This window comes from Cupriavidus sp. SIMBA_020, from assembly GCF_046535395.1.
In the GTDB taxonomy this organism is placed as follows: Bacteria; Pseudomonadota; Gammaproteobacteria; order Burkholderiales; family Burkholderiaceae; genus Cupriavidus; species Cupriavidus campinensis.
In genome coordinates, this window is record NZ_JAWRWU010000004.1 from 336,908 (window position 1) to 355,328 (window position 18,421).

General features: G+C 66.5%; 16 protein-coding genes. 10 read left to right on the forward strand and 6 right to left on the reverse strand.

What is annotated here, in order from left to right:
• The first annotated feature begins 2 nt into the window (after positions 1 to 2).
• Positions 3 to 1,298, forward strand: coding sequence for an isocitrate lyase (gene aceA / locus SB751_RS10760; protein WP_144200624.1), 1,296 nt, complete (start codon positions 3 to 5; stop codon positions 1,296 to 1,298).
• 94 nt (positions 1,299 to 1,392) lie between these two features.
• On the opposite strand, the gene SB751_RS10765 is transcribed toward aceA, so the two are convergent.
• From SB751_RS10765 to SB751_RS10780, 4 genes are all read right to left on the reverse strand, one after another.
• Positions 1,393 to 2,709 (reverse strand): glucoamylase family protein, encoded by a 1,317-nt coding sequence (locus SB751_RS10765; RefSeq protein WP_244844696.1) that lies wholly within the window; start codon positions 2,707 to 2,709, stop codon positions 1,393 to 1,395.
• A 357-nt stretch (positions 2,710 to 3,066) separates the two neighbouring features.
• Complete coding sequence (locus SB751_RS10770) at positions 3,067 to 4,692, reverse strand: DUF3131 domain-containing protein (protein WP_244844695.1); 1,626 nt, start codon at positions 4,690 to 4,692, stop codon at positions 3,067 to 3,069.
• A 205-nt stretch (positions 4,693 to 4,897) separates the two neighbouring features.
• The gene (locus SB751_RS10775; RefSeq protein WP_092289374.1) at positions 4,898 to 5,332 is read right to left on the reverse strand and encodes a universal stress protein; all 435 of its coding nucleotides are present in this window, start codon (positions 5,330 to 5,332) and stop codon (positions 4,898 to 4,900) included.
• Positions 5,333 to 5,467: 135 nt separating this feature from the next.
• Complete coding sequence (locus tag SB751_RS10780) at positions 5,468 to 6,424, reverse strand: LysR family transcriptional regulator (RefSeq protein WP_144200620.1); 957 nt, start codon at positions 6,422 to 6,424, stop codon at positions 5,468 to 5,470.
• A 155-nt stretch (positions 6,425 to 6,579) separates the two neighbouring features.
• Between SB751_RS10780 and SB751_RS10785 the strand changes: the two genes are divergently transcribed.
• Positions 6,580 to 7,281, forward strand: a complete 702-nt coding sequence (locus tag SB751_RS10785; protein WP_144200618.1) for a haloacid dehalogenase type II — start codon at positions 6,580 to 6,582, stop codon at positions 7,279 to 7,281.
• Between the two features lie 49 nt (positions 7,282 to 7,330).
• Positions 7,331 to 8,917, forward strand: coding sequence for a malate synthase A (aceB, locus tag SB751_RS10790; protein ID WP_144200616.1), 1,587 nt, complete (start codon positions 7,331 to 7,333; stop codon positions 8,915 to 8,917).
• A 97-nt stretch (positions 8,918 to 9,014) separates the two neighbouring features.
• On the opposite strand, the gene SB751_RS10795 is transcribed toward aceB, so the two are convergent.
• Positions 9,015 to 9,425, reverse strand: coding sequence for a VOC family protein (locus tag SB751_RS10795; protein ID WP_144200614.1), 411 nt, complete (start codon positions 9,423 to 9,425; stop codon positions 9,015 to 9,017).
• Between the two features lie 323 nt (positions 9,426 to 9,748).
• On the opposite strand from SB751_RS10795, the gene SB751_RS10800 reads away from it, so the two are divergent.
• Both SB751_RS10800 and SB751_RS10805 read left to right on the forward strand, forming a co-directional pair.
• Positions 9,749 to 10,219, forward strand: a complete 471-nt coding sequence (locus SB751_RS10800; protein ID WP_144200612.1) for an SRPBCC family protein — start codon at positions 9,749 to 9,751, stop codon at positions 10,217 to 10,219.
• Positions 10,216 to 11,673 (forward strand): DHA2 family efflux MFS transporter permease subunit, encoded by a 1,458-nt coding sequence (locus SB751_RS10805; RefSeq protein WP_144200610.1) that lies wholly within the window; start codon positions 10,216 to 10,218, stop codon positions 11,671 to 11,673. The genes SB751_RS10800 and SB751_RS10805 overlap by 4 nt, the downstream gene beginning before the upstream one ends.
• A gap of 15 nt (positions 11,674 to 11,688) precedes the next feature.
• Here the strand turns inward: SB751_RS10805 and SB751_RS10810 are convergent, their stop codons facing one another.
• Complete coding sequence (locus SB751_RS10810; RefSeq protein ID WP_144200608.1) at positions 11,689 to 11,958, reverse strand: acyl-CoA-binding protein; 270 nt, start codon at positions 11,956 to 11,958, stop codon at positions 11,689 to 11,691.
• A 177-nt stretch (positions 11,959 to 12,135) separates the two neighbouring features.
• Here SB751_RS10810 and tsaB point away from each other — a divergent pair, with 177 nt between their 5' ends.
• The 5 genes from tsaB to SB751_RS10835 all read left to right on the forward strand — a co-directional run bounded on the left by tsaB (position 12,136) and on the right by SB751_RS10835 (position 18,419).
• On the forward strand, positions 12,136 to 12,915 hold the full coding sequence (gene tsaB / locus SB751_RS10815) for a tRNA (adenosine(37)-N6)-threonylcarbamoyltransferase complex dimerization subunit type 1 TsaB (RefSeq protein WP_410748022.1): 780 nt from the start codon (positions 12,136 to 12,138) through the stop codon (positions 12,913 to 12,915).
• Positions 12,912 to 13,448 (forward strand): ribosomal protein S18-alanine N-acetyltransferase, encoded by a 537-nt coding sequence (gene rimI / locus SB751_RS10820; RefSeq protein ID WP_377731793.1) that lies wholly within the window; start codon positions 12,912 to 12,914, stop codon positions 13,446 to 13,448. Before tsaB ends, rimI begins: the two co-directional genes overlap by 4 nt.
• The gene (locus SB751_RS10825; protein ID WP_144200604.1) at positions 13,445 to 14,260 is read left to right on the forward strand and encodes a uracil-DNA glycosylase family protein; all 816 of its coding nucleotides are present in this window, start codon (positions 13,445 to 13,447) and stop codon (positions 14,258 to 14,260) included. Before rimI ends, SB751_RS10825 begins: the two co-directional genes overlap by 4 nt.
• Positions 14,241 to 15,374, forward strand: coding sequence for a DUF1853 family protein (locus SB751_RS10830; protein ID WP_211943141.1), 1,134 nt, complete (start codon positions 14,241 to 14,243; stop codon positions 15,372 to 15,374). The genes SB751_RS10825 and SB751_RS10830 overlap by 20 nt, the downstream gene beginning before the upstream one ends.
• Positions 15,375 to 15,464: 90 nt before the next feature.
• The gene (locus SB751_RS10835; RefSeq protein ID WP_410748023.1) at positions 15,465 to 18,419 is read left to right on the forward strand and encodes a putative mucin/carbohydrate-binding domain-containing protein; all 2,955 of its coding nucleotides are present in this window, start codon (positions 15,465 to 15,467) and stop codon (positions 18,417 to 18,419) included.
• Positions 18,420 to 18,421: the final 2 nt, after the last annotated feature.

Consider the following 18,421-nt stretch of genomic DNA (forward strand, 5'->3'; position numbering starts at 1 on the left):
ACATGACTTCCCGCCAACAACAAATCGACGCCCTGCAAAAAGACTGGGACACCAACCCCCGCTGGAAGGGCATTCAACGTCACTACACGGCCGAAGACGTGGTGCGCCTGCGCGGCTCGGTCCAGATCGAGCATACGCTGGCCCGCCGTGGCGCCGAGAAGCTCTGGCACCTGCTGAACACCGAGCCGTTCGTCAACACGCTCGGCGCGCTGACCGGCAATCAGGCCATGCAGCAGGTGAAGGCCGGCCTGAAGGCGATCTACCTGTCCGGCTGGCAAGTGGCTGGCGACGCCAACCTGGCCGGCGAAATGTACCCGGACCAGTCGCTGTACCCGGCCAACTCGGTGCCGATGGTGGTCAAGCGCATCAACAACACCTTCCAGCGCGCCGACCAGATCCAGTGGAGCGAAGGCAAGGGTGATACCGACTTCTTCGCGCCGATCGTGGCCGATGCCGAAGCCGGTTTCGGCGGCGTGCTGAACGCGTTCGAACTGATGAAGTCGATGATCGACGCGGGCGCCGCCGGCGTTCACTTCGAAGACCAGCTCGCCTCGGTGAAGAAGTGCGGCCACATGGGTGGCAAGGTGCTGGTGCCGACGCGTGAAGCCGTGGCCAAGCTGACGGCCGCGCGCCTGGCTGCCGACGTTTCGGGCACCCCGACGCTGGTGATCGCCCGGACCGACGCCGAAGCCGCCGACCTGCTGACCTCGGACGTGGACGAGCGCGACCAGCCGTTCCTGACCGGCGAGCGTACCGTGGAAGGTTTCTATCGCACCAAGCCCGGCATCGAGCAGTCCATCGCCCGTGCGCTGGCCTATGCCGAAGTGGCTGACCTGGTGTGGTGCGAAACCGGCAAGCCGGACCTGGAGTTCGCCAAGAAGTTTGCCGAGGCCGTCCACGCCAAGTTCCCGGGCAAGATGCTGGCCTACAACTGCTCGCCGTCGTTCAACTGGAAGAAGAACCTCGACGACGCCACGATCGCCAAGTTCCAGAAGGAGCTGGGCGCGATGGGCTACAAGTTCCAGTTCATCACGCTGGCCGGCTTCCACTCGCTCAACTACTCGATGTTCAACCTGGCCCACGGCTACGCCCGCAACCAGATGAGCGCGTTCGTGGAACTGCAGGAGAACGAGTTCGCCGCGGCCGAGAAGGGCTTCACTGCCGTCAAGCACCAGCGCGAAGTGGGCACCGGTTACTTCGACGCCGTGACGCAGGCCATCGAAGGCGGCCAGTCGTCAACGACCGCGCTGAAGGGCTCGACCGAAGACGAGCAGTTCTTCGACAAGAAGGTGGCCTGATTCCCGGCTAGTCGTCGATAGGCGATAAAACGCCGCGCCGTCCGGTAGGGGACGGCGCGGCGTTTTTCATTGGCGACGGGGTAGGGCTGCCGGACTAGGGCTGCGCCGGGATGCTGAATTCCTCGATCTCCAGCAGCGGCTGGAGGATGTGGCCCCATTCCTTGTCCACGTAGCCACGCAGCTTGCCATCGGTCAGATAGTTGGCCACGGCGCCGAGCGCCAGCGAATTGTCGAGGTAGAGCGCGCAGTTGGACACAATGCCGGTCTGCACGTCGACACTGTCCATCAGCCCATAGGTCGGGTGGTCCAGTGCGGGGAAGTTGGTGATCAGCTTGCGCATGGCGTCCATCACGGCCTCGGGCTCGTATTCGATCAGCGACAACACGGAATAGGGCGATACCACCGGGCCGGCACGGGTGGATTCACGCTGCCCCACCGGGCGGTAGCCGCCCGCCACGGACAGCGGCGGCGCGCCGTACTCGGTGTACCCGCCCGTGGCCGGAATGGTGGCGGGCGAGAAGCCCCAGTAGCCGAACTGGTCGAGCCCGTACTGGATCTGCGCCTTGGCCATGTTCGGATGCGAACGTGCCCAGCTGTTGGTACCCCATTTCTGCTCGTTGATCATGATTGGCACGGCAAATGTCTCGAATACGGAGCCGCCCCAGGTCGGGATGAAGGACTGCCCCCCGAAGCTGCGCGAGGCCTCGTAGACGCGCACGCCTTCATAGGTGCGGTACTTCGACTGGTCGATGCTGCGCTCGGCCCATTCCGGCACGCGGTCGAGGTGGAAGTACTGGCTGCGCGGCACATTGCCCAGCGCAATCGCCGCATAGCTGATCAGCCGCGTCTCGCTCATCAGGTCATAGGTGCTCCCCGAGTTCTGCTGCGTGGCGGGGTTGTAGTTGATGTAGAACTGCTGCTTCGTCGGGTGCAGCATGGTGTCGAAGCGCATCTGGGCGAGGATGGCGCCCGCCTGCGCGGCGAGTTCCGGGAAGGCCTGCTTGGCCATGGCCAGGCCGGTGGCCACCCAGGCATTCTCGATGACGCCCACGTCGCCGTCCGGCACGCCCGTGGTGCTGTTGAGCGAGCCGAGGAACAATCCGCCCGGCGCGCCCTTGTCCCTGGCCTGCTGCTGCAGCACGGCGATGGCGGGCAGCATGCGCGCCATGCGCTGGCTGGCGTCTTCCGGTGCAATCAGGCCAAGGTCCCGCGCGGCCACCAGGTTCGAGATATACGACGCAAGCTCGCCGATGAACATCCAGTTGACCGCGTTCATCTTGTTCTCGGCATTGACGCAGGCCTTGTTCGACGGGAACGCTGGCTTGGTCTCCATCGCCTCGATGGACTTCCACAGCGACTTCGCATAGATGCGCGCTTCGGCCTTCAGGGCCGCCTGCGGGTCGGGCAGCACGGGGACATCGGGCGCGACTTCAGCAGGCGGGTCCCCGGCAGGTGTCGGGCCTGGGGCCGGTGTCGGGGCTGGGGTGGGGGTTGGCTGGGGCGCTGGGGCAGGCACCGGCGCGGCGCCGGGATCCACCTGCGCCGGGGTGCCCGGTTGGGCCGGCGGGGCCACTGGCTCGTCGCTCCCGCCGCCTCCGCAGGCGACCAACAAGGCGCTGAGGCCGATGCAGATGGCCCGGCGGGCCAGTGGGTGTGCGGATGAGGCAAATGTCATGATGCGCTCCGAGCGAGAATGTTCTGATGAACCATTCTCGTCCGCGACAGCGATCACGATAATCGTAGTTCGTCCATTTCTTGGCCCTGATTTTCAGGCCTGCGCCGGAATGCTGAATTCCTCGATCTCCAGCAGGGGCTGCAGTGCATGGCCCCATTCCTTGTCCACGTAGCCGCGCAGCTTGCCATCGGTCAGGTAGTTGGTCACGGCGCCCAGCGCCCAACCCACGTTGCCGGCAAGCAGGCACTTGGAGACGGTGCCGTTTTCCACGTCGACACTGTCCATCAGGCCGTATTGCGGGTGGTTCAGCGTGGGGAAGTTGTCGAGCAGCTTCTTCATGTTGGCCATCACCGCCTCAGGCTCCTCCTCGATCAGCAGCAGCACCGAGTAGAGCGACACCACGGGGCCGGCACGGGAGGCCGTGTGTTGCCCGCGGGGGTTGTAGCCCGAGCCGCCCAGCGAAGCCGGCGGCGTGCCGTACTCCGTGTACCCGGCGGTGGCCGGCACGGAAGCGGGCGAGAAGCCCCAGTAGCCAAAGGTGTCGAGGCCGTACTTGATCTGCGTCTTGGCCATGTTCGGATGCGAGCGTCCCCAGCTGTTGGGGCCCCATCTGGATTCGGAAATGACCACGGGCACCGCGAATGATTCGAACACAGAGCCGCCGTTGGTGGGCATGAAATGCAGGCCGCCATAGGAGCGGGTGCCTTCATACACCCGCACGCCCTCGTAGGTGCGGAATTTTGCCGGGTCCGGGGAGCGCTCGCTCCAGCTCGGCACGCGGGCGATACTGAAATACTGGCTGCGCGGCACGGTGCCGAGGGCGATGCCCGCATAGGCCAGCAGCCGTGTCTCGCCGAGCAGGCCGTAGGTCATCCCCGAAAATGTCTGCGTCTTGGGGTTGAAGGAGATTTCGTATTGCTGCTTTTGCGGGTGCACCATGGTCTCGAAGCGCATCTGGCCGAGGATGGCGCCAGCCTGCGCGGCGAGTGCGGGGTACGCCTGCTTGGCCATGGCAAGGCTGACCGCCAGCCAGGCGTTCTCGATCGACCCCACATCGCCACCCGGCACGGCCGTCCGGTTGTCCGTGGTGCCATGGAACAGGCCGCCGGGCGCGCCATTGCGCCGGGCTGTCTCTTGCAGGACGGCGAGGGAACTCAGATGTCGCGCCACGCGCCGCTGCGCTTCGGCGGCGTCCAGCAGGCCGAGATCGCGCGCGGCGGTCACATTCCAGATGAACTGGCCGAGGTTGCCGGTGAACACCCAGCCAACCGGGCTGGCCACGCCCTGGGCATTCATGCAGGACTTGTTGACCGGCAGCGCGCGGCCCGGGTCCAGCGTTTCAGCGGACTTCCACAGGGCTTCGGCGTATACGCGCGCCTGCGCTTTCAGTACCGATTCCCGCGTGATCACTTCGGTCTCGATGGGCGGCTCCGGATCTGGAATGGGCGGTATCGGCTGCGGCTCGGTCGGGACGACGGGAGTCTCGGGTGTCTCGGGTGTCTCGGGCGTGGGGTCCTGCGGCGGGTCCGGCGGCGCCGGCATGGGCGGGACGCCGGGCGGGAGCGGGGCGGGGCCCGCCTCCGGCTGGGTCACGGAGATGTCCGTGCCAGCGGGCTCCGAATCGTCACCGCCGCCACCACAGGCGGCCAGCAACGCACTTACGCCAATACAGACCGCGCGGCGGGTCCACAGCCGGACGCAAAGCTCGAGTGCCATCATGCTCTTCCCGTTGGAGATAAATGATGGGATTCTCGTCAACGGCAGGGGTCACGAATACCGCAGTTCGTCCAATTCCTGGCGCCAATTTGGATAATTCTGGTGTGATTGCGACATGATCTTGACGCATGAAGCAACAAGGCCGCGCAGGTTGCCGTGCGCGGCCTTGTTGTGTGCTGGACGCGGCGGGGTGCCGCCTCTCAGCGTGTCATCGGTAGACGATGACCGGGATGTCGGTGTGGGTCAGGACTTTTTGCGTTTCGCTGCCGAGCAGCAGGCCGGACAGCCCGCGCCGGCCGTGCGAGGCCATGAAGATCACGTCGCAGCCATGGCGTTCCGCCGCGTCGATGATGCCGAGGTAGGGCACCGCGAAGGTCGTCATGTCGGCGTCGAAGGGCAGGCCATCGGCCACGGCGGCGGTCTCGATCTCCTTCAGGTAGAGCCGCGCCTGGTTCTCGATCCGGTCCCGGAAGGCTTGCGGGGCCTCCACGACAATCTCGCTAAACGGCGTGTAGGGGTATTCCTCCAGACAGACATAAGCGGTGACCCGGGCGCCAATCGCCTTGGCCAGCTCCAGGCCGCCATTGATGGCCTTTTTGGAGAGTTCCGACCCGTCGGTGGGCAACAGGATGTGCTTGAACATGCCATACCTCCCTTCACGAATTAACGATTTCACGATAAGGCGGGGCAGGCCAGACGGCGCCTGTCTGATTCGATTGTAGTCAGTGTGAAGCAGCCGCCATTGCGGAATATCAAGGTTTTCCGTGGGTGAAACCACCTATGCCACGGCGGCGGATGCCTCGGCGGCGGCGCTGGTCGGCGCCTGCTCGGCGCGGCGCCAGTAGGCCGGGTTGCCGTAGGTGTGCTTCAGATGGTCGATGAACAGCCGCACACGCAGCGGCAGGTGCTTGCGCTGGGGAAACACCGCGTGGATGCCGATGGGGGGTGCCTGGAAGTCGTCGAGCACGGTGACGAGCCGGCCGCTGGCGATTTCCTGGCCCACTTCCCACCAGGACCGCCACGCCAGGCCATGGCCTTCGAGGCACCAGGCGTGCAGCACGGCGCCGTCGGTGCATTCCATATTGCCGCCCACCTTGACGGTGACCGCACGCCCGTCCTGCTGGAACACCCAGCCGCGCTGCACGTTGGCGCTGGCCCCGAAGGCCAGGCAATTGTGGCGCGACAGGTCCTCGGGCAGCTTCGGCGTGCCGGCGCGGGCCAGATAGCCGGGGGCAGCCACCACCACACGGCGGTTTTCCGCCAGGCGGATCGAAACCAGGCTGGAGTCCGGCAGGTCGCCGAGGCGGATGGCGCAGTCGAAGCCCTCGTTGACGAGATCGACCACCCGGTCGGAGAGGTCGAGCGTGAGCGTCACGTCCGGGTGCGATTCGATGAACAGCGGCACCACTGGCGCCACGTGCTTGCGGCCGAAGCCGGCCGGGGCGGTCACGCGCAGGTGGCCGCTGGCCTTGACGCCGCCGGCGGACACGCTGGCCTCGGCGTTGTGGAGGTCGTTGAGGATGCGCTGGCAGTCCTCGAGAAAGGCGGAGCCTTCGAACGTCAGCGTGATTTTGCGCGTGGTGCGTACCAGCAACTTTACGCCGAGCCGTTCTTCCAGCGCATCGATGCGGCGCCCGATGATCGCCGGCGCCACGCCCTCGGCGGCGGCGGCAGCAGAGAGGCTGCCACGTGACGCGACCGACACAAAAGTCTCCAATTGCTTGAAATGATCCACGAAAGCTCGCCGGTTAATACACAGTCTTGTGCGGATCGGCCAAGATTAGTTGCCAAAAAGTAAAAGATCAAGTGACCCGGTGCGACTTTGCCGCACTGCAACGACTGACTACAATCGGATGCATTCAACGGTGTACAGGCCCATTCAGTCCCTCCATGAACAAGATCCGCGCGGTGGTGTTCGATGCCTACGGCACGCTGTTCGACGTGTATTCGGTCACGGCGCGCGCGGAGCAGCTGTTTCCCGGCAAGGGGGAGGCCCTGGCGCTGTTGTGGCGCGAACGCCAGATCGACTACACCCGGCTGCGCACCATGGCCGCGCCCGACGGCGCCCTCTACAAGCCGTTCTGGGCCCTGACCGTGGATGCGCTGCGCTACGCCGCCGAGCGCCTCGGGATGAAGCTGGACGAGGCCACCGAGGCGCAGTTGCTCAAGGAGTACGCCTGCCTCTCGGCCTTCCCCGAGAACCTCGGCGCGCTCAAGCGGCTGCGCCGGGCGGGGCTGCCGCTGGGCATCCTGTCGAATGGCAACCCCGAGATGCTCGACATCTCGGTCAAGAGCGCGGGCATGCATGGGTTGTTCGACCATGTGCTGTCGGTGGATGCGGTGCGCCAGTACAAGACCGCGCCGGCCGCCTACGCGCTGGGGCCGCAGGCTTTCGACCTGCCCGCCGGGGACATCGTGTTCGTGTCCTCGAACGGCTGGGACGCGTGCGGCGCCACCTGGTATGGCTACAAGACTTTCTGGATCAACCGTGCCGGCCACCCGGCGGAGCGCCTGGACGTGGCGCCCACCGGCACCGGGCACGACATGAACGACCTGCTGGCCTTCCTCGCCGCCTCCGGCGTCGCGGTCTGACGGACGGGTCCACCCGACAACACACCATCGCACACACAGGAGAAGACTGATGGCTATCACGCTGCCCGCGGGCATGAAGATTACCGGCGACATCCTGCCGGCCTACGAAGACATCCTCACGCCGGAAGCCCTGGCCCTGGTAGACAAGCTGCATCGCGCCTTCGAGCCGCGCCGCCAGGAACTGCTGGCCGCCCGCGTCGCGCGCGCCAAGCGCCTGGACGCCGGCGAGATCCCCGACTTCCTGCCGGAGACCAAGAGCGTCCGCGAGGGCGAATGGAAGGTGGCACCGGTGCCGCAGGCGCTGGAATGCCGTCGCGTGGAGATCACCGGTCCGGTGGAAGCCAAGATGGTCATCAACGCCTTCAACTCGGGCGCTGACAGCTACATGACGGACTTCGAGGACTCCAACACCCCGAACTGGCACAACCAGATGCAGGGCCAGGTGAACCTGAAGGCCGCCGTGCGCCGCACGCTGACGCTGGATTCCAACGGCAAGCACTACAAGCTCAACGACAAGATCGCCACGCTGCAGGTGCGCCCGCGCGGCTGGCACCTGGATGAAAAGCACGTCACCATCGACGGCAAGCGCATCTCGGGCGGCATCTTCGACTTCGCGCTGTTCCTGTTCCATAACGCCCGCGAGCAGATCGCACGCGGCGCCGGCCCGTTCTTCTACCTGCCGAAGATGGAAAGCCACCTGGAGGCCCGCCTCTGGAACGACATCTTCGTGATGGCGCAGAAGGAGATCGGCCTGCCGCAGGGCACGGTCAAGGCCACGGTGCTGATCGAGACCATCCTGGCCGCGTTCGAGATGGAAGAAATCCTCTATGAACTGCGCGACCACAGCGCTGGCCTGAACGCCGGCCGCTGGGACTACATCTTCTCGTGCATCAAGAAGTTCAAGGTGGACAAGGACTTCTGCCTGGCAGACCGCGCCAAGGTGACGATGACCGCGCCGTTCATGCGCGCCTACGCGCTGCTGCTGCTGAAGACCTGCCACAAGCGCGGCGCGCCCGCGATTGGCGGCATGAGCGCCCTGATCCCGATCAAGAACGATCCGGAAAAGAACGCGATTGCCATGGAAGGCATCATCAGCGACAAGCGCCGCGACGCCACCGATGGCTACGACGGCGGCTGGGTGGCCCACCCGGGTCTGGTCGAGCCGGCGATGAAGGAATTCGTGGCGGTGCTCGGCGACAAGCCGAACCAGTTCGAGAAGCAGCGTCCGGACGTGAACGTGAAGGGCGCCGACCTGCTCGATTTCAAGCCCGAGGCCCCGATCACCGAGCACGGCCTGCGCATGAACATCAACGTGGGCATCCATTACCTGGGCGCCTGGCTGGCCGGCAACGGCTGCGTGCCGATCCACAACCTGATGGAAGACGCCGCCACGGCCGAGATCTCGCGCTCGCAGGTCTGGCAATGGATCCGCTCGCCGAAGGGCAAGCTGGAAGATGGCCGCAAGGTGACCGCCGAACTGGTGCGCGCGCTGATTCCGGAAGAGCTGGCCAAGGTGAAGACGCTCGTGGGTGGCGATACCAGCACTTACGACCGTGCCGCGCAGATCTTCGAGGAAATGTCGACGTCGGAAGACTTCGCCGAATTCCTGACGCTGCCGCTGTACGAGGAAGTCTGAGCTTTTTCAGGCTTGCCATGAAAAACCCCACGGTTCGCGCCGTGGGGTTTTTTGTTTGTGGCTGGGGTTGGCCACGGGGTTGGCCAGGCCGGGAAGGTCAGGGGCTGGCCACCGCGCCGTAGCCCTGGCCCCGCCATTCGATGAAGCAGAGACCATGGCCGAACGGGTCCGACAGGCGGGCCTGCCGGCCCCAGTCGAAATCCTGCGGCCAGTCCTCGATCTCGGCGCCGGCGCCGAGCGCGCGCTCGATGGCGGCTTCAAGGTCTTCCACCACGAAGTCCAGGTGCACCGGGGTCCAGTGCCGCGCGTAGTCGCGCCGCGCATCGGCCCGCGCCGTGGCCACCGTGCCGGCCTCCTTGGCCAGCAGATAGATCGGCGCGCAGGCGCCGTGCATTTCCGCCACGCTGTTGTCGAACAGCCGGCGGCCCAGCCGCAATCCCAGTCCTGCTTCGTAGAAGCCGATGCCGTGTTCGAGGTCATCGACGTCGATATTGATCAGCAACTCCATGCCAGCCTCCTGCTTTGTGAGCGTTCTCGGGCGTGGCGGCGGCCAGTGTGCTTTTCGCTCCTGTCCGCTCCTGATGGCTGATGGCTGTTGATGGCTCCTGATGGTTCCTGACGCCTTCTGACGCCCTCTGACGCCTTCCTTGCCCGGGCCAGCATTGTGCGCCGGCGCTCCTGACAAGAGCTGTCAGGAGTGATGCCGCCGGGACAGGATCATCGATGCGCTGCATGGCGGCTATGAGATGACTCTGAAAATGAAAGCGCGGACCGGCGCGGCGCCCAAGGAGCCTTCATAATATGGACATTCAACGAGATTGGAGAGTCAAGTTGCGTTTTGAACACCTGGTGGAGATCAATGACCCAGGCAATCCCACGCTGGAGCCGCTGACCGCCGAACAGCTGTGGCAGGGCCTGGTGCTGCGGGCCGAGTCGCCCGAGCTGTTCGTCCTGGGGCTGGAGCGCGCCGAGGTACTGGCGCGGGGCGATGGCTGGCTGGACCGCGTGCTGCATTTCGGCCAGGCGACGATACAGGACCGCGTGGTATTCGAGCCACGCCGTGCAGTGCGCTACGAGACCGCGGCCACGGCCGAGCATGCCGGCGGCACGCTGTCGATGAGCATCGAGACCCCCGCGCCGGGCGCGCTGCTAGTGCGTTTCATCTATGAAACGACCCTGCCCGACACGGATGCCAGCGGCGACGACCGCTATTCGGAGATCGTCAAGTCGGCGTACCACGAGGCAGACCTCGACACGGTGCGCAAGATCCGGGAGATCGCTCACAGCGGGCGGCTCGGGTGACGGGCGCCCAGCCGGCCGGCGGGCCGACGCGCGCCGTACTGCGCGCCCGCTACGGCGAGCGCCTGCGCTGGCTGATCCTGGTCACGCTGATGCTGGGCACGATGTCGTCCATCGTGTCATCTACCATCGTCAACGTGGCCGTGCCGGACCTGAGCCGGCATTTCCACCTGGGCCAGGAGCGCGCGCAGTGGGTGGCGGCCAGTTTCATGATCGCCATGACGCTGTCGATGCTGCTCACGCCGTGGCTGCTGAACCGATTCGGGCTGCGCCGGACCTTCGTCGGCAGCCTGTTGCTGCTGGGCGCGGGCGGGCTGATCGGCGGGTTTTCGCCCACCTTCGGCGTGATGCTGGCCATGCGCGTGGCCGAGGGCATCGCGGCCGGCATCATGCAGCCGCTGCCCAATATCTTCATCCTGCGCGTGTTCGAGGAACGCGAGCAGGGCAAGGCGCTGAGCCTGTTCGGGTTTGGCGTGGTGCTGGCGCCGGCCATCGGCCCCAGTGTGGGCGGCTTCCTGGTGGAGACCTTCGGCTGGCGCTCGATCTTCTTCGTGGTGGTGCCGCTGACGCTCATCGGCCTGTGGATGGCACGCCGCTACATGGCCGTGGACTCCGCGATGATCGGCGAACGCAAGGCACTGGACTGGCGCGGACTGGCGCTGGCCGGCGTGGCCACGGTGACGCTGCTCAACGGTCTCGTGGAGATGCGCGAGAACGTGCCGGCCGGACTGGCGCTGGCCGGGCTGGGCGTCTTGCTGCTGGCGGGTTTCGTGGTCTGGCAGTTGCGCGCGCCCGAGCCGTTGATGGATATGCGGCTCTACAGCTACCGCCAGTTCTCGGCCGGGGCTGTGGTGGCGTTCATCTATGGCGCCGGGCTGTTCGGTTCCACGTACCTGCTGCCCGTCTACATGCAGATGGCGCTGGCCTATACGCCGTCGCAGGCTGGCATCGTGCTGATGCCGGCCGGGATCGTGCTGGCGGTGACGATCGCGGTGGCGGGGCGGCTGACCAATTACATCCTGCCGCACCGGCAGGTGTCGTTCGGGTTGGCCCTGCTGGCGGCGTCGTTCCTGCTGATGGCCACCGGGTCGATGGCGACGCCTTACTTGCTGCTGGTGCTCTATGCGGTAATCGGGCGGATCGGGCTTGGCTCTATCCTGCCGTCGCTGACACTTGGGTCGATGCGTGGGGTCGATTTCTCGCTGATCGCCCAGGGGTCGAGCTGCATCAACTTCCTGCGGCAGCTTGGCGGGGCGATCGGGGTGAGTCTGGCCGGGGTGGGGCTGCAGTGGCGGCTGGCGGAGCACGGCGCGGTGCTCGGGCCGGGTGGCGATCCGGTCGCCCGGATCGCGGCATTCGATGAAACCTTCCTGGCCGTGGGCGTGGTGATTGCCACGGCGATCCTGGCCGCGTGGCGCATCCGGCCGAAGCCGCTGCCGGCCGGCGCAGGGGTCTAGGGCTAGGGCGGGGACTTAGCTGGCGGTGCCGGCCAGCAGTTCGCCGACCAGTTCGACGTACTTCTGCTTGGCGTCGTCCTGGCTGGTGCCCTTGAGGGCTTCCCAGGCTTCGAACTTGTAGCGGCCGACGAAATCGGTCATGCCGGGCTTGTCGCCGTGGGCGTCGCCCTCGGCACCCTGCTTGTAGAGCGCGTAGAGGCGCAGCAGCGTCATATTGTTAGGACGCTCGCTCAGGGTCTTGACGTCGATTTGGGCCTGGTCGAAGCGGGCCTGCAGGTCGCTCATGGTGTCTCCGGGTAATCAGTGGGCGTAGAAGTGCGATGATAGCCGCCGCACCGCGCCGTTTGCGGCGGAAAAAACCGAAGAAGCCTTCGGTCAGCGCGTGGCGGCACGGTCTGCCGGCGCACGGTGCCGGCGTGCCTGCCAATTCAGCTTTGGCCGCGCTCCGGATACAATCGCGCCATGTCCTGGATTCTTGCTGTCGAGACCTCTACCGAGTGGTGCTCCGTCGCACTGGGGCGCGCCGCCACCGACGGCGCCCTCGAGTGTTTCTCCCGCCATGAGCATACGGGCGCGCGGTCGTCTGCGCGCGTGCTGCCGGCCGTGGCCGAAGTGCTGGCCGAGGCCGGCATCACGCTGGCCGACTGTGCCGCCATCGCGTTTGGCGCCGGCCCCGGCTCGTTCACCGGCCTGCGTACCGCCTGCGGCGTGGCGCAAGGGCTCGCCTTCGGCGCCGATCTCCCCGTGATTCCCATCAATGTGCTGACGATGTGCGCCGAAAGCGTCCGATCCGGCACTTCGCCGTTGCCAGCGGACACGCGCGTGCTGGTGGCGCTAGACGCCCGCATGGACGAGACCTATGCCGCCACGTTCCGCTGGGACGCCGCCGCGATGGAATGGTCGATGGAGACCCCGGTGCAGGTGGGGCCGCCCGAAACCGTGGCGCAGCCCGATGGGGCATTCTGGCTCGCCGGCAATGGATCGACAGTGTTTGGCGAACGGCTCCAGGTGGCCGCGCAGGCCAGCCGCGTGATGCCCGAGGCCATGCCCGACGCCCGCGCCGCCGTGGCCATCGGCCTCCGAGCACTGGCGCGTGGCGAGACCATCGACGCCGCCGACGCCATGCCGATCTATGTGCGCGACAAGGTCGCCCACACCATCGTCGAGCGCGAGGCGATTGCCGCCGAGAAAGCTGAAAAAGCCGCCAAGGCCGCGAATGCTGCCGCAGGGGAGGCCGCGTGAGCGCCGCGCTGCTGCCCGAGTCGCCCCAATGGCCGGCCGTGCCGGTCATGCCCGAGCTTGGCGATGGCTGGAGGCTCGGCCGCATGACTGCGCTGGACCTGCACGCCGTGGCCGATATCGAGCTGCGCGCCTACAGCCATCCCTGGACGCGCGGCAATTTTGAGAATTCCCTGAAATCGGGCCATGTCGGCCTGACGCTCCGTGATCCAGCCAATACGCTCGTCGGCTACGCCGTGCTGATGCCGGTGGTCGACGAAATGCACCTGCTCAATATCACCGTGGACCCGCGCCGGCAGCGGCAGGGCCATGGCCGGCTGCTGCTGGCCGTGGCGCTGGCCACCGCCCATGCCCACAACCTCGGCACGATGCTGCTGGAAGTGCGCCCGTCCAATGTGGGCGCGCTGGCGCTGTACGAGGAAGCCGGGTTTGCCGAGATCGGCCGCCGCAAGGGCTACTATCCGGCCACGGCCAACGGGCGCGAGGATGCGCTTGTGCTGCGCCGGGCCTGGCACGATGGCAAGGAGTCCGCATGAATCGCCGCGCGCAGTTCCTCGAAGTGCTCGGTATCCCGGCGGAATGGGTGCCGCGCCGCTTGGCCGAGGCGTCCGTAGAGGTTGAAACCAAGGTCGAGGTCGCCACGGTAGCTGTGGCCGAAGTCGAAGTCGAAGTAGCGATGCCCGCCCCGGCCGCGCCGCCGCGCTCCGTGGTGATCGAAGCCCTGTCGCCGCAACCCGCCGTGCAGGATGAGGCCGCTCTGGCCCGGGACGCCGCCATCGCCGCCATGGACTGGGCCGCGCTGGAAGCCGCCGTGGCCCAGTGCACCGCCTGCGGCCTGAGCGACTCCCGCACCAACACGGTCCTCGGCGTGGGTGACCGCCGCGCTGAATGGATGCTCGTGGGCGAGGCCCCGGGCGAGAACGAAGACCTGCAGGGTGAGCCGTTCGTCGGCCAGGCCGGCAAGCTGCTCGACAACATGCTTGGCGCGCTGGGCCTGGCGCGCGACCGTAATGTCTTTATCGCCAATGTGCTGAAGTGCCGCCCGCCCGGCAACCGCAATCCGGAGCCGGAGGAGGTGGCGCACTGCGAGCCGTTCCTGCGCCGGCAGATCGCGCTGATCCGGCCGAAGGTGATCGTGGTGCTGGGGCGCTTTGCGGCGCAGTCGCTGCTGCGCTCCACCACGCCCATCGGCAAGCTGCGCGGCACCGTGCACCAGTATGAGGGGATTCCCGTGGTGGTGACCTATCACCCGGCCTACCTGCTGCGCACGCTGACCGACAAGGCGCGCGCATGGGAAGACCTGTGTCTGGCCCGCGAGGTACACGACCGTGCGGGAGCTGAAGCCTGATCCCGCGCAGGCCATCCGCCCGGGCGGGCCGGTAGCAGCCGGCGCCGACGGGCCCGAGCCCCTGTGGCGCACCGCCGCGTCCCAGCGCGTGCGCGATCTGGCGTGGTGCTCGCTCTCGCCGCCGCTGCTCTCGCACCTGCCGGCCGGCTACGGCGCTGGCGCCGCGCTGGCCCACTGGCCGCCCGGCGCGCAGGCCGCGTGGCAGCGCTGGCTGGAGCGCGCCGACCCCGCCACACTCCCGGAAACCATCGCCGAATTGAGCGGCCACCCGGACCCCACCGGCAACCGCAGCCTGCGTCTGGGGCGTCATGCCGAGCGGCTGCTCCATTTCGCGCTGCACCGGGCCGAGGGGATTGAACTTGTCGCCGCCAATGTGCCGATCCGGCGCGCCAATGGCCATGGCATCCAGACGCTGGGCGAACTGGACGTGATCTGGCGCGACCCGGCCAGCGCGCAGACCGTGCACTGGGAAATGGCGGCCAAGTTCTACCTGATGGTGGATGGGCAGCCGGGAACGCCGCCCGACCGCCGCAACTTCGTCGGCCCCAATCTCGTCGATCGGCTAGGAGACAAGCTCGACCACATCGTCAGTCGGCAGCTGCCGCTGGGCCGCGCGGCCGAAGCGCAGGCGGTGCTGACCCATCCCATCGACCGCAGCGAGGTCTATCTGCTGGGCTGGCTGTTCTATCACGATGGCCGCCTGCCGGCCGGGCTTGACGCGCTGGGCATCGCGCCCGATCACCTGCATGGCTGGTGGTCCACGCTGGACGACTGGGCCGCGCGCGCGCAGGCCCATCCGGCCGCGGCCAACACGCGCTGGTGCCGGCTGCCGCGCGCGGACTGGCTCTCGGGCGCCCGGGTGCCCGAGGCGCAGACCGAGAGCGCCGCCGTGCTGCACACAGCGCTGGCGCAACGCTTTGCCGATCCGCACCAGGCGCATAGCTGGCGGCGCGAAGCCCCGGTGATGGTCTGCGAACTGGCGCCCGCCGGGCCCGATCAACCCGGCATCTGGCAGGAGCGCTCGCGCGGCTTCGTGGTGCCGCCGGGCTGGCAGGCGCGCGCCGTCGAGCGGGCCACTATCGACAGATCCCCTCCCGCCGCCGGCTCCCGCTAATCCATTCCGGCTGCCGCACCGCGCCGCGATACTTCCCTCACGCTGTATCGGAACGTTCGCCCTGGACGTTGCGACGATGGGGGATGGAAGATGCCGGACATCGAGAAAGTCAAGACACTCCACTGGCTCACGGACCCCGAGTGGTTCCGCAAGGCTGGGCTCGAAAAGGGCGTCGGTCATGACCGACAGCACCTCGGCGTGATCCTGGCGGCGGGCGGCGAGCTGACCATCAGCCAGATCGACATGGATTTCACGGGCGAGCTGACGCTGCGCCTGCTCAACAACGACGGCCGCACCGAGCGGGTGTTCAAATTTGGCGAAATGCCACTTACGATCACAGCGCAAACCGTCTCGGTGCCGTTCATCGATACCCCGTACCCCGGCGGTGGCACGCCGCCCACAGTCTGGTACACCTGTTCGCCGACCAGCAAGACGCTCCCGGTGTTCGAAGCCGGCGGGGCGGAATCCTCATTTTTTGCGAAGTGGGACCAACAGGCGGCCGAATTCGCGCTGATCCAGTCACGCTATGTCCGGATGCTGGTGCCCCAGGTCGACAAGGCCACGCTCCGGACCCAGCCGGGCGGCCTCGCTGCGCTGACCGCGTATTACGACAACGTGGTTTCCACGTTCAACGCGTTGTGCGGGGTGGCATTCGATCCCGAACTTGCCACGGACCTCAACATCCGAAACCTGTTCTTCATCAAGGCGGATGCGGGGGGCAGCGGCGGCGCCTACTACGGCCCCCTGTGGGCCGCATCGACCGGAGTGTCGATGGCGGCGGACTGGTTCGCCAGCCTGCGCACCAACTGGATCCCGCTGGAAACGCTGGGCCACGCCTACCTCGGCACCTTCATGGCGGCCGGTTCGGTCAGCTTTCTCGAGGTCTGGAACAAGCTTTATGCGGCCAGCTGGCAGGACATCACGCTGGGCGCCGAGGTGCACACCGATGGCTGGCTCTACCAGGGCGAGGCGGCTCTGTTCAGCGGTGTCATTGACCGGATCACGACCGGCACGCCGCTGCAGGATTGGAGTGTGCGCGAGAAGCTCTATTTCCTGATGCTGCTCAAGTACAAGGCGGGCAACACGGCGTTTGCCAGCTTCAACCGGCAGTACCGGACCTATGCCAACGCGCTGCCGTTGCCGCCGATCGCGCCGCCCGTGATCGACATGATGGCCGAGGTCTATGCCGCCGACGCCGGGGTGGATGTGGCGCCATTCATCGGCATGGTGGGCGCCAGGATGGCGTCGGTGCGGGCGGTGCTCAATATGTTCAGCGACGCGCGGGCGTCCTATCCGCTCTACGCGCTGGTCAGCGAGGCCAGCCTGGTCCAGGCGCAGGAGACGCTCCATGCCACGTCGCCGCTGCAACTGGTGGACTCGGTGGAGCTGCACCGCACCGGCCTGCGCGGCAGCGTGACCGTGCAATTTGCCATCGATGAGTTCGTGCAGATCTACGGCGAACCGCTGTTCGTGATGGAAGGGCCGAGGGAGGTGGCCTCGCTATACGTGGTAGACACCGGGATGACCTTTGCCGACATGCCTGTCGGCGCGTACTCGCTGCGCCTGCCCACCGGAAAAAGTCGTAAATATTCGATAGATCCCTACTACCTGATCGTCAAGGAGGGGGCGAGCACGCAGACGCTGGCGTATGCCTACAAGCAGGGGTCCGCCATCGTCACCCAGACCTTCCTGCTGTTGGGGGCGGATAACGGCCTGTACGGCACGATCCGCGTGGACGCGCCCACACGCCGGATCACCGTGGATCTCATGAGCAACCCCAATACCGCGTTCATGGATACGGTCTACATCGGCGTCACGATCCGGACGGCCGATGGCGATCCGGTCTATCAGCGGGACTTTCACGGCAACCACCCAGCCCCGGAGCATGCGGACATTCCGTTCGAGATCGGCTATCGGATCGAGGTGCGCCATGAGGAGCCATCGCGGCTGCGGGTGCTGCCGGCCGCCCCGGGACTGATTCGGCCGCAGGCGACCAACGACTTCGTGATCACGGCGCACGGGCTCGAGAACCCGCAGGCGATGAACAGTCCGGTGGCGGACCTGTCGTTGCGCATTGCGGAAGCGGCGGCACTGGTGCGGGAGCGCCTGCCGATTGCCGCGGCGCCCTATGCCACGGTCAAGGACGATATCTACCTGGCCGTGATGGCGCTGCCGGAGCCGGAGCGCGCCCAGGCCGTGGCCGAGTACGCCGACGTGATGTCCCTGCAGAACGCCGGGCCGGGCACCAATATCGGCAACAACTTCTTCGTCTCGCTGAAGGGCCTCGGCACCTGGACGTTCTTCACCATGACGATCGATCTGGTGCGTTTCGAGGTGCGCTTCCAGGTCAACGGCGGCAAGCCGCACAGTTATTTTGCGAACACTTATGCCTACGTCAGCTTTCGTGAACCGGGCGGCCAAGAGCTGTTCTCCTATGACTTCATCGGCAACGTGTCGTCGACCGGCATGGTCCACACGTTCCCGCTGTCCCGGTACGGTGGCGAGCAGTACTACTCGTTCAAGGAGGAGCTGGGGACTCGCTACGCCATCGAGAACCGGATGCAGGGCGTCACGTGGTACGGCTTGGCCAGCATGACCCTGGACCTGCCCGGCAACGGCGTGGTGATGACCGCCGCGGCATCGGAAATTTCCGAAACGCCATCCGTGCAGGGCAACATGTTCAGCTGGAATCTGCTCGGTAATGCGGATCAGCCGGTCGCCACGCTCGAACTGGACCTGGTGATCAATGCGCTGAGAGTGACGCTGCAGGCTGCAGTGCCGAATCCTGGCATGTCGGCGGTCTACATCAGCATCGGGGTGACAGACCGCTACGGCGATGCGGTCTATGCCATCGCCATGCCCGGGAATGTGCTGGTGGAGGCCGATGCTCACACCTTCCCCCTGCAAAAGGGCTATACGGTCACGGTCTTCCACCAGGACCCCACGCGCTCGGTATTGATCAACACGGAGACGCAGACGCGGACCACCGTGGCGGCCACGGCGCACTACCAGACCATGGCGCGCGGGCTGCGGGCAGTGGCCTGACG

Coding starts and splice junctions, on each gene's coding strand:
- aceA (WP_144200624.1), top strand. CDS start 3: ATGACTTCCCGCCAACAACAAATCGACGCCCTGCAAAAAGACTGGGAC.
- SB751_RS10770 (WP_244844695.1), bottom strand. CDS start 4,692: ATGATGGCACTCGAGCTTTGCGTCCGGCTGTGGACCCGCCGCGCGGTC.
- SB751_RS10775 (WP_092289374.1), bottom strand. CDS start 5,332: ATGTTCAAGCACATCCTGTTGCCCACCGACGGGTCGGAACTCTCCAAA.
- SB751_RS10785 (WP_144200618.1), top strand. CDS start 6,580: ATGAACAAGATCCGCGCGGTGGTGTTCGATGCCTACGGCACGCTGTTC.
- aceB (WP_144200616.1), top strand. CDS start 7,331: ATGGCTATCACGCTGCCCGCGGGCATGAAGATTACCGGCGACATCCTG.
- SB751_RS10795 (WP_144200614.1), bottom strand. CDS start 9,425: ATGGAGTTGCTGATCAATATCGACGTCGATGACCTCGAACACGGCATC.
- SB751_RS10810 (WP_144200608.1), bottom strand. CDS start 11,958: ATGAGCGACCTGCAGGCCCGCTTCGACCAGGCCCAAATCGACGTCAAG.
- tsaB (WP_410748022.1), top strand. CDS start 12,136: ATGTCCTGGATTCTTGCTGTCGAGACCTCTACCGAGTGGTGCTCCGTC.
- SB751_RS10825 (WP_144200604.1), top strand. CDS start 13,445: ATGAATCGCCGCGCGCAGTTCCTCGAAGTGCTCGGTATCCCGGCGGAA.
- SB751_RS10835 (WP_410748023.1), top strand. CDS start 15,465: ATGCCGGACATCGAGAAAGTCAAGACACTCCACTGGCTCACGGACCCC.